The 11,548-nt window shown below is 34.5% G+C and carries 5 protein-coding genes; 3 read left to right on the plus strand and 2 right to left on the minus strand.

Going from position 1 to position 11,548, the window contains the following annotated elements:
- The first annotated feature begins 1 nt into the window (after position 1).
- The 3 genes from CHRY9293_RS13155 to CHRY9293_RS13165 all read left to right on the plus strand — a co-directional run bounded on the left by CHRY9293_RS13155 (position 2) and on the right by CHRY9293_RS13165 (position 1,844).
- Complete coding sequence (locus tag CHRY9293_RS13155; RefSeq protein ID WP_162033400.1) at positions 2–613, plus strand: response regulator transcription factor; 612 nt, start codon at positions 2–4, stop codon at positions 611–613.
- 336 nt (positions 614–949) lie between these two features.
- Positions 950–1,282, plus strand: coding sequence for an STAS domain-containing protein (locus CHRY9293_RS13160; RefSeq protein ID WP_162033401.1), 333 nt, complete (start codon positions 950–952; stop codon positions 1,280–1,282).
- Positions 1,266–1,844, plus strand: a complete 579-nt coding sequence (locus CHRY9293_RS13165; RefSeq protein ID WP_162033402.1) for a 4'-phosphopantetheinyl transferase family protein — start codon at positions 1,266–1,268, stop codon at positions 1,842–1,844. The genes CHRY9293_RS13160 and CHRY9293_RS13165 overlap by 17 nt, the downstream gene beginning before the upstream one ends.
- An 80-nt stretch (positions 1,845–1,924) precedes the next feature.
- On the opposite strand, the gene CHRY9293_RS13170 is transcribed toward CHRY9293_RS13165, so the two are convergent.
- Positions 1,925–9,235: a non-ribosomal peptide synthetase gene (locus tag CHRY9293_RS13170; protein WP_162033403.1), complete on the minus strand. Its 7,311-nt coding sequence runs from the start codon at positions 9,233–9,235 to the stop codon at positions 1,925–1,927.
- Between the two features lie 358 nt (positions 9,236–9,593).
- Positions 9,594–11,477 carry an FISUMP domain-containing protein gene (locus tag CHRY9293_RS13175; RefSeq protein ID WP_162033404.1) on the minus strand — a complete coding sequence of 628 codons (1,884 nt, stop codon included), beginning with the start codon at positions 11,475–11,477 and terminating at the stop codon, positions 9,594–9,596.
- Positions 11,478–11,548 lie beyond the last annotated feature (71 nt).

The following is an 11,548-nucleotide window of genomic DNA, read 5'->3' on the forward strand; positions in this document are numbered from 1 at the left end:
CATGAATAAAAAAATATTGATTGTTGATGACCATTCTGTCGTAAGAGTAGGGACTTCTATTATTTTGGAAAATGAATTTAAAGATATTACTCTAGGTTTCGCTTCCGATTATGATGAAATTAAAGAAAAATTATCTGTTGAAAAATTTGACCTTATTTTACTTGATCTGGATATTCCGGGCAGTCTTTTTAAAGAAATGATTAAAGAATTAAAGGCTATTCAAAACGATATTTTAATTATGATATTTTCCTCTTATAAAGAAGATATTGCTATACAATACATTAAAGAAGGCGCAGACGGTTTTTTTAATAAACTCAATAGTGAAGCAGCTCTCATCAAAGCTGTTGAATCTATGTTTGAAAGTGGATATTACTATCCTGCTGAGCTGATCCATCAATTTGTAAAGGAACCCAAAAAAGCAGCCAACGAGATATTATCTGAAAGAGAGTTTCAGATCTTTAAATTATTAGCCATAGGAAATGGAAATCTTGAAATAGCAAATATTCTTAACATTCAAGTATCTACAGTAGGAACATATAAAAAAAGAATCTTTGATAAATTAAAGATCAAGAACATTATTGACTTAGCAAAAATCTACAGCAATTTGCATTAGTGAGTCCTATTGGCGATTAAATAACCAATATAAATTTATAATTGAGCTAACTTTCTAGCCTTATAAGTTTTTCAACTATTTTCTGATTTGGTATACAATATGTATTCAACTAAGTAAAGGATGCTGCTCCATAATCTATTCTGTTTACTATGTATTATTATCCAAAGAATAATATATGACTGGATATTAAAAAAACATTAAAATTTCCAGGAAATAAGGCTATGTAGTCTAATTTTAAACAAAAAATAATAGTTCAAAATCCTGATTAATATCATGAATATAATTCTTTTATTGATGATATATTTTTCGCTAATTTTGCAGCCTCTTAAAATAAATATGAAAAACAGTATCAGTAAAATAGGTCAGCAAACCATCGTTCAAATAAACGGGTGTATGGATAGTTTAAATGCTCAAGAATTTGCACAAAGCATTCAGCCTTTATTCAAAGAAGATAAACCTGATGTTCATATAGACTGTTCCGGATTACAGTATATAAATAGTAATGGATTACGTGTTTTCATGACATTACTCAAATATATAAGTAGTATGAATGGGCAACTTTTCCTTACTCAATTACGTCCCGAAGTTAAAGATATATTTGATATGACAGGATTTTCAGCTTTATTTGATTTATTAGATGATAATAGAAGCTATGCTTTATTTAGATGATTTAATCGAAAATTGGAGTAATTCTGAAATTGAACGCCATTTAAAGGGTGTATCGGTAGAAAGACAAGAAAAGATTCGTAGCTATATGATGCCCCTTGACCGGGAACTAAGTCTTAAAAGTTACCAATTATTACAAAAGGGACTAAAATGTCAATATGGCATTTCGGAGCCTCCCATTTTTAAATATAATCAATATAAAAAACCATCATTGGCCCAATATCCGAATATTCATTTTAATTTGAGCCATTGTAAAAATGCTGTTGCCTGCTATATTGCAGAACATCCGGTAGGTATAGACGTTGAAAAAATAGATTCTTTTGATTCAGACTTGGCCCAATATGTTCTTAATCCAAAAGAATATGAACAGGTAGAAATGAGTGAAAATCCAGCTGTAGAATTTACATTATTATGGACCATGAAAGAAAGCCTTGTCAAATTAATAGGAGAAGGAATTGATAATCAAAGCTTACCTAATATTCTACATAACCGTTCACTATATCACTTTGAATCAATTATCAATAAGGAAAAGGGATATGTAGTCACTTCTTGTATTGTAAAATAATCCAAAAACTAAGTATAGTTTCTGTAAAAATAAAAGGGTCTCATTTAATTTTTAAATGAGACCCTTCATTGATTTATCTTTTATATAAAAGATAAATGTCTGTTTTCTTTTCCTTTCATTAATTTATAATCATCAAAAAAGCCTAACCCATCTAACATTTCTATAAGCGTATATATATAGTTTGCATTGGGCTGGTTCCAATAAAATCCTAAACGATATAATACATTCGTAGTGTAGTTATTTACAGGCTCGACAATTGACAAGCCTTCATTCAATTTCCCAAAATGGATAAGACCTTGAAGATATACAGCCTCATCCGGATTGCTCATCATCTCTGAAATACGGGCGGAAAAGATAGTATTAGAGGTCACATCAATCTTATAACCATAATCATTAAATGATTTTACAATAACTGCCATATCTATCTGATAGTTATTATAAGGATGAAAAATGACCATATCCTGTGGCGTGCCTGCAAGTTTTATTACGGCTTCCGCAGTTTTATCAATAGGAGATATTTCAATGGAATTTGTCATTTCCTCTAAAGGAAATACCCCTAAAATTTTATAACTTTTAAGAGAACTTACAAAAGCATTACTGTTGAAGTTTATCTGAAACTCTCCATCACTTGCTCGTCCCATAAGATTTCCTACCCTCATTATTTTCGCTTTTAATCCTCTACTTGCAATAGCTTCCAAAATAATTCGTTCCGCTACAAATTTGGTTCGTACATATTCATTATCTGTGACCTGCCCAATGTAAAAATCTTGCTCTGAAAGAATTTTTTGTTCATCATTTCTCACCGTTCCTCCAATACTATAAGTAGATATATGGATAAGATAAGCATCTTTTTCTATAGAAAGAGAAATCAAAGCATCAACGCCATCAACATTGACCACTTCCATTGTATTTTCTGCTACATAATGTTTTACCATAGCAGCACAGTTGAAAATAGTATCAATATTCTCTCCTTTCAATTTTTCGATTAAATTATCATCTGTAATATCTCCCTCGATAACCTTCACTCGAGAATCAAAATGAGATTCCCACTCATCACTAAAATAATAAGTCATCAATGCCTTAATTCTATTTTCGGGAGTTACCTTAGACTTTGATCGTACTAAACAATAAATTTCGCTATGATCATTCATCAACAGATGATGTAATAAATGAATACCTAAATATCCTGTAGCACCCGTTAGCATGACTTTTCCCAAAGAACGTACACCGAAATTATTCCATAGATCATATTCACCTTTAGAAAGAATACTCTCTATTCCATTATAGTTATATGTAGAAAAATCAAATCGACCATCTTCATTATTATTTTCACAAGCTTTTATATCAGGATCTAAAAATTGCGCTATAGAACGAGGCGTTTTAAGCTTAAACAAATCACCGTAATTAAGCTGATAATTAAGGTTAGTAATTTGTATAATTGCTTTAATAGCCATTATAGAAGTACCTCCTATTTCGAAAAAGTTATCATTAATACCTACTTGATCCAATGTAAGAAGGTTTTCAAATATCGAACATACATCCTCTTCTATTTTATTAGTAGGAGCTTGGTATTTCACATTTCTTTCTAGTTCAGGTAACGGAAGTGCTTTTCGGTTTACTTTACCATTAGGGGTTAAAGGAAATGATTCTAGATATATAAATGCTGTAGGTATCATATAATCAGCAAGAGACTCTGAAAGATATTCCCGTAAGTGCTCTTTTTCAATGGTATCATGAGATGTATAATAGGCACACAAATGTTGTACTCCTCCTATTTCCTTTACTTCTACAATAGCATCCTGAATCCCCTCATGACACAACATCGCCGTTTCTATTTCACCAAGCTCAATTCGGAAACCTCGTAATTTAATTTGATTATCAATACGTCCTAAATACTCCAATTCCCCTTCTTCATTCCAACGAACGAGATCACCCGTTCTGTACATCTTTTCTCCATTTATAAAGGGACAAGAAACAAACTTTTCCATCGTAAGGGCAGACCTTTCCCAATATCCTCTAGAGATTTGACGACCTATAAGACACAACTCGCCAGCTATACCTCGAGGTACTAAATTACCCGATTTGTCTACTATCGCAGAAATACTGTTAGGTACTGGACGACCTATAGGAATATTTCCATAACTTCGTTGAGAATCCAGTATATGATAAGTAGCTGATACTGTAAATTCTGTCGGACCATACGTATTAATCACTTTCGTGGATGAGAGCTTAGTCAATTTCAACTTTTCTCCTCCTACTACTATAAAACGAAGAGGTAATTCATATTCATTCAACATCTCCATTCCCAACTGAGTACTCAAAGACGCCCCTGTTATTTGATGATCTATAAAGTAATTATACATACCTGCCATATCATGTCGAAGCACAGAGGATAAAATATGAATCTCGGCTCCCACCGATAATGGAGTCATCAAATCGTCCATGGAAGCATCAAAACTAAAACTTGCATGCTGAGCACAACGATCATCCGAAGTTAATTCTACACAACCCGAAAACCAAGATACAAAAGAGCGAAGACTTTGATGCTCTATCATCACTCCTTTAGGCTGACCTGTTGATCCTGAAGTATAAATCATATACGCTAATGAACTAGCTGTACTATAATTTACAGAACAGTCCCAATTATTAAAATCGAAGTCATCAACATACAATATATTTTCAACACTAAAATCACCACTATTTTGTTTCTCTGTAAATAAGGAATTCGTTGTCAGCAATACTTTTGCTTGAGAATCTTCAAGCATATAAAGCAGACGATCATTAGGATAATCATTATCCAGGGGAATATAAGCTCCTCCTGCCTTAAATACAGCTAAAAAACACACGATAAACTCTTTACAACGAGGAAGCATAAGAGCTACAAAATGATCTCTACCTACTCCTTTACTCACTAAGACAGAAGCAAGAGAATCAGACATACGATCTAGCTCTCCGTACGTAATAGAACCTTCTTCATCTACTACCGCTATTTTTTCCCCATTAAGCTGTACTTGCTTAGTAAACAGATCTACAAAAGTCTCAGTAAGGTTATAGGATATTTCACCTCCATTACCCAGACTTATCAGATCCTGACATTCAAATTCAGAAACTAAAGGTATCTTTGAAAGTTGGTCTTCAACAGAGCTTGTTACTAAAGAATCAATAAAGGATTGAAAACTTCTTCCCAAGAGAAGCATATCCTCTTCTCTATAAAGTCCACTATCATATTCCAACGTAATCTGATACATATCGGTATGAGGAACAATATCTATATCCAAAGGTACTTTTGCTTTTGTTAAATTAAGTCTTAGCATTTCTGCAGGACTGTCATTAAAGTATAACGGTTCATCGACCACTCCACCTTGATAAGCGATCATGATATTAGGTTTTACTTCATGACGCTCAGATAAATGTGAAAATGGATATTGATCATTATTGAGTGTTTCTAACAATTGATGCTGCATTATAAGCATTATTTCAGCAATAGTGAGATCTGTAAAATGACTTACAATAGGTAAAGTTTGTACAAACATCCCTATCGTATTCGAAACGTTTGTTGAAGAGCGGCCATTGGATAAGGTGGTGATCATAATATGATCCTCTGAAGTTAAGCGATGCAAAACCTGCATAAAAGCTGTTACAAAAAAACAATTTTCTGTTACTACTAATTGCTTACACATATTTTGTACTGGACGTCGAGGTACAGAAAATATCTGTTTCTTACTTGTCCCATCTGTTTCTGTAATTGTAGACAATGGATATAATATTGAATCTACTCCATCTAACAGTATATCGAAATAAGCTTCTGATCCTATATATGCTTCAGATTTTGTCCAAGCCTTATATTCTAATGCATGCTCATAAGCTGTAAAAATTTCCTTCTCTATTTCAACCCCTTGGCATGCTTTTACTAAATCATGCAATACAATATCCACAGATCCTCCATCATAAATAATATGATGAATATCCATAAATAAATAAGTATGATTATTCGTCTCATATATTTCAATACGAAATAATTGATTTTGAATTAAATCAAATGGACAGACAAGCTGTTGAAAAAAATCCCACTGCGGCTCAATATCCAATTTATTAATAGGAATAGTCACAGACCTTTCATCATAACGAACCTGACATATCTCTCCATCTCTCATTTCCAACTGAACCTTGAGATAAGAATGAGCCTTGAATATTTTTTCTAAAGCAGTATGTAATAATGCTGCATCAATATCAGTTAACTTTAATACCCAAGGAACATTATATTGTAAACTCTCTCTATTTTTTTCCCAATCCAAGTAAATTCCCAACTGATTGCCTGTTAACGGATAGGAATCAAGTTTATCATATACCTTAATCTGCTCTTCTTTTTGTATATAACTTGTCCACTTTCTAATCGTAGGATTGGATAATATATCTTTTGTTTTCAAGCTCAACCCTAATTCTTTTTGGATGAGTAAAGATAGTTTTATCGCTCCCATAGATGTTAAACCCATAGAGATCAAATTCGTGGTAACGCCAAATGTTGCAACTCCCAACATTCCTTTGGTAATAGTAAAAAGTGAGTCCTCCAGCGGAGTCTCTGCAGCTATAATTTCCTCATGCTTCATTTCAGGAACAGGAAGGAGTTTTCGGTTAACCTTACCATTGGAAGTCAGAGGAAAGGATTCCAATTTCATGAAAGTAGTAGGAACCATGTAATCAGCAAGGGATAGCAAAAGATAATCACGAAGATCAGCTTCTTCAATCAATTCTTCAGAAGTATAATATCCACATAAAGACTGTAAACCTCCAATTTCTTTTACATCTACAATAGCTTGTTGAATGCCATTATAACGAGACATTACACTTTCTATTTCTCCTAACTCAATACGTAATCCTCGTAATTTAACCTGATTATCTATACGCCCTAAATATTCAAGATCTCCATCTTCGTTCCAACGAACCAAGTCTCCGGTACGGTATATACGACTCCCATTTAATTCTATAAACTTCTCTGAGGTTAAATCTGCTCGGTTTAAATAACCACGGGATACACCGGCTCCACCTACACATAACTCGCCCGCAACACCTTTAGGGACCATATGCAAGAATTGATCCACCACATACAGTTGATAATTTGCCATGGGACGACCTATACGTTTATTATCAAAATCCCTTTTCACCTCATAAAAACTAGTCCCAATAGTACATTCCGTAGGACCATACATGTTAATAAAATCATAAGATGGTTTTTTTAAGGATGGGAGTTGCTCTCCTCCCACAGATAATAAACGTAGAGAATGATTCTCAAACATAGAAACAATCTGAGCCCCTATCTGAGTCGTCAAAAAGGCAATGCTAATATTATTTTCTTCAATATACTTGTTCAATAGGAACATATCCATACGAAGTGAATAAGAGATAATATGAATACACCCTCCACAAAATAACAAAGGATATAAATCCATCATATGAGCATCAAAACTAAAATTAGCATAGGCAATCCCTCGATCTGATGACGTAATATTATATTCGTTGATATACCAATGACTAAAGTTTAGCAGATTGCCCTGTTCAAGAATACAACCTTTTGGGCGACCTGTAGAACCGGAAGTGTATAAAATAACACTCATATCTGTCAAAGATGAGCTATATTCTAATAAATCATCTGTTTTAACTAAATTCAAAACATCTTTCGTTACAATAACATCGCCTTGGAAAGACGGAATTCTTGAAGTAACCAATCCCTCTTCTGATAATATTATAGACACTCCTGCTTCATCAACCATATACAATAGACGATCACTAGGAAGAGCCATATCCAAAGGCATATACGCTCCACCCGCTTTTAGAATAGATAAAGGATAAATAACCATCCACTCACTGCGATCAATCATCACTCCTACAACTTGATCTCTACCCACTCCATGATCACGAAGATATAAGCCCAAACGAGTAGAGAGTTCATCCACTTCACCATAGGTATATTCTCGACCCTCATATACGACAGCGACAGCTTCGGGATTTTTAAGAACCTGCTTGCTAAATAAACTTATTATAGTCTCTGAGGGGTCATAAGACATTTCTGGACCTTTACCTAATAACTCAAGAACTCCATAGTCTAGAGCCGATATGATGGATAAATCTTTGATAGGTACCTCAAGCAATTCAAGCATCTGATCGACACAAACAGCGATAGAATCCGAAAAACTCTGAATAGTAGCAGCGGAATACTGACAGTCAATATACTGAACTCTAACTTCATAGTCAGTTTCATTATCATATACCACAACAACAGGCTTTTGAGAACACGCACGCTCCACCATAGGAACCCTTACAACATCTTCATTCAGAAAATGGATATCATCTTTAATAAACCTTCCTTGAAATCCAAAAGTTACCTCGGGTACAATACCTAATTCACTACAAAAATGAGTAAAAGGATATATATCATGAGACCGGATAGAATCCAACTCCTGCTTATGAGATTGGATATAATCTATTACTTTGGTTTCTCCTTCAAGATGAGATAAAACAGGAGCCGTCTTTACAAACATTCCCAATGTATCTCGCAGAGAAGATAGATTTCGGCCATGAAGAGCCGTTGAATAAGAGACGCTATCTTCTCGGCTAAAGCGAGATAAAACGATTTCAAAGGCGGACATAAACAACCACGAAGGACGTATACCATTTAATTCACAAGCTTCATCTACCTTAGCCTTCGGTACAAATGAGGATTGCTGATGGAGAAGACCAGGTTTATTATTCAATTCTCCTGGCAGTTTGGTCATTCCTAAACCTCTAAACTTTTCTTTATAATAGTCCGATGATTCTTTATATGCTGATGTCTCAAAGCTTTTTATCTCATAATCCGTATACTCATAAAAAGACATCGCTTCACCTGGCAATTCTTCACCTTGATAGGCGAGTTCGATAAGATGATAAATAACATCTGTCGTCTTTCCATCCATAATAATGTGATGGATATCATGGGCAAGATAAATACTCTCAGAAGTTTCTAATAACAAAAACCTTGTTAATACGTCTTTACTCAAATCAAAGGGGCGAACAAATTCCTTAAGTTTCTTATTCTCAATCCCCACCTGTACATATTCAATCAAAACTTCTATATAAAGGTTATCATCAGAATATTGACGTAATTCTCCATCTTGCCCTATAATACGGTTACGAAAAATAGGATAGGTATTTAAGACCAATTCTATAGCTCTTTTAAGACGATGGATATCTACTTGCTTGGAAAATTTAAAGTAACAAGGATAATTATATTGTAGCAACTCCGGGTATTGAATATATTCTAAATAAATACCCATTTGGGACTGAGAAAGTCCATAAGTTGTTATTTGTTGTGAAAAATTAGATTCTGTTTTTGTGGTTTTTAAATTATGATTCACTTTTTTTCACAAAACTATGAAATATTTAAGCATTCAAAATTTGATATAAACCCAAGGAATGCCTTTCTTACAAGGGAAAATAAAATTTAACATCTTATTTTTTTAAAGGATTTATATTTTTTTACAACCATTCACAATAAATTTAAAAAAAATACCATCCAAATAAATCAAAAAATTATTACAGTTTTATTTTGTTCATTAAAATCATTCCGCAATAGACTTATTATCAGAATTCTATCTACAGTTACTCTATTTTATTAAAAAAACCCGACAGCTAGGCCATCGGGTTATGATTAGTTATCATTCTAAGTTGGTGAAATAGTAAAATGAATTTCACCTACTAAAAAATCAATAGAATTTATTCTGAGATACAACGAACTGAATATCCTTCAGTACGAACACTATAGTAAGCCGGAGAGATATTACTATAAAAGTACATCGTGTATGCTTGACCGCTGCCACGCTCTGTACTGCTCCAATAATAGCCACCACTGCCGCGTTCAACCAAGGCACCTGCTACTCTATTACGTGCCCCTGCTGCTGGAAGAGTAAGCTTATTTCCGTTACCTGGACAAGTAAGCTGAATTCCAGATCCAAAATTAGTAGGGTCATTAACAAAGGTTCCTATCGTGCTAGGATTGGTATTATTAAAAATAGATACCCATTCTTGTCTGGTAGGTACACGGAAACCTGAAGGACAAGGATCTATAGCTGTTTTTACCGGAATATCTTCTGTTCCACTATTCCAAGAGCCATTGGAAGCACTTGTAGTATTCCATCCGCTAATAACACCCGCAGGAGTATCCGCATCTGCAACCACATTATTTCTTCCCCATTGATAATAATTTCCATGAATATCTTTTACCAAAGTATTAGGGTCTAAACTTGTATTGGCTCCTAAGTTATGTGCTAACCAATTTTTAGTAGCACCACTGCCCATACACATAGTTACTATACTACCTCCACCGCCTGTAGTCACTGCCTTGCTTACATTACATGAAACACTGCCAAAACTAATAAGAATACTCATCGTAGTAACATTAGTAGCTGTTCCGGTTACTGTATATACAAAATTACCATTTCCTGTAGCCAAGGTTCCTGCAGGTAAGGTAAATGTTAACCCATTCTGTGTAAACTGTTGTTGAGGATAAGGATCTCCATTCCCTCCCGTATAAGGAATTGTAAGAGTTCCCGTATAAGGCTGACCTTGAATAATGGCAGCCGGAGAAAATACAGCTGTTCCACAATCTATTGAAACTACACTTGCCGTAAAAGCATCAACATCAATCGTAAAGGTACAAGATTGCCCACCTACTGTTATATTGAAACTTGCTGTGCCTGCAGCTGAAGGGGTTCCAGTAATATCAAAGACCAATGTTCCATTACCATCTACAATAGTGCCATCACGCAAATGAGCTACTAAACCTGTTACTCCAGTAGAATTGAAAGAGCTAGAAAAATAAGTCCCACTATGACCTCCTGTATAAGGTACAGTGGTAGTTACCCCACTAGCCAAGATTCCGGCATGTAAAGCTCCCGTAGTACTAGCATTCACACACTGAATATTATCAATAATTCCCGTAGGAATATTTGTAGAACATAAAGAACCCCAATTAGGAATAGTAGGATCTACCGAATCGTTTATCATTAAACATCCTTTATTTACCCCAAAGCAATCTATACAAAATATAACGAGACCATTAGACGGTCCGGATATCGCATCCATCTGTACCCTAGTCATACGAGGAGGGGAAAATCCTAATGTTGTACTGGTAAGATCCAAAATAGCAGAAGGATTAGGAGTATTTGTCCCCATTCCAATTCTTCCTCCTATAAAACCTAAATTATTCCCATCCATGGTAACTTGACGGGGATCAGACAAAGTACCGTCTGAGTTATAAAAATTGTTCCCACCTCCCAATTTATGCCATAGATTCTGATCAGAGTCAAAATAATAATAACCCACAGAATCTACCTCAACCGTTTGACCTATCCTATTAGCTAATGTAGCTGCTTCAGTAACATATACAATAGCTCCTTGCTGGGCAATACCATAGGTATTTAAAGCAATAGCTGCAAACAAGGTATTCCCTGTAAGACGAGGAGCAATAACCCCTTCAGGTGTACTGCCATTCGTGTTTTTTGCCGTGATATCTAAGGTCGCGTTGGGAGAAGAAGTATTAATTCCCGTCTGACCAAACATCAGTGTTCCAAAGAACATTAAAGGTAATAATTTTTTCATTTTCATTATTTTAACATTTTATTTTTAAAGTATTTTCTATCCATATATGGAAGAAATCAGATATCCGTAGA

This window comes from Chryseobacterium potabilaquae (assembly GCF_902728265.1).
Taxonomy (GTDB): domain Bacteria; phylum Bacteroidota; class Bacteroidia; order Flavobacteriales; family Weeksellaceae; genus Chryseobacterium; species Chryseobacterium potabilaquae.

What these genes read in the sequence shown, in the direction of transcription:
- CHRY9293_RS13155 (WP_162033400.1), top strand. Translation starts at nt 2, where the DNA reads ATGAATAAAAAAATATTGATTGTTGATGACCATTCTGTCGTAAGAGTA.
- CHRY9293_RS13160 (WP_162033401.1), top strand. Translation starts at nt 950, where the DNA reads ATGAAAAACAGTATCAGTAAAATAGGTCAGCAAACCATCGTTCAAATA.
- CHRY9293_RS13165 (WP_162033402.1), top strand. Translation starts at nt 1,266, where the DNA reads ATGCTTTATTTAGATGATTTAATCGAAAATTGGAGTAATTCTGAAATT.
- CHRY9293_RS13175 (WP_162033404.1), bottom strand. Translation starts at nt 11,477, where the DNA reads ATGAAAAAATTATTACCTTTAATGTTCTTTGGAACACTGATGTTTGGT.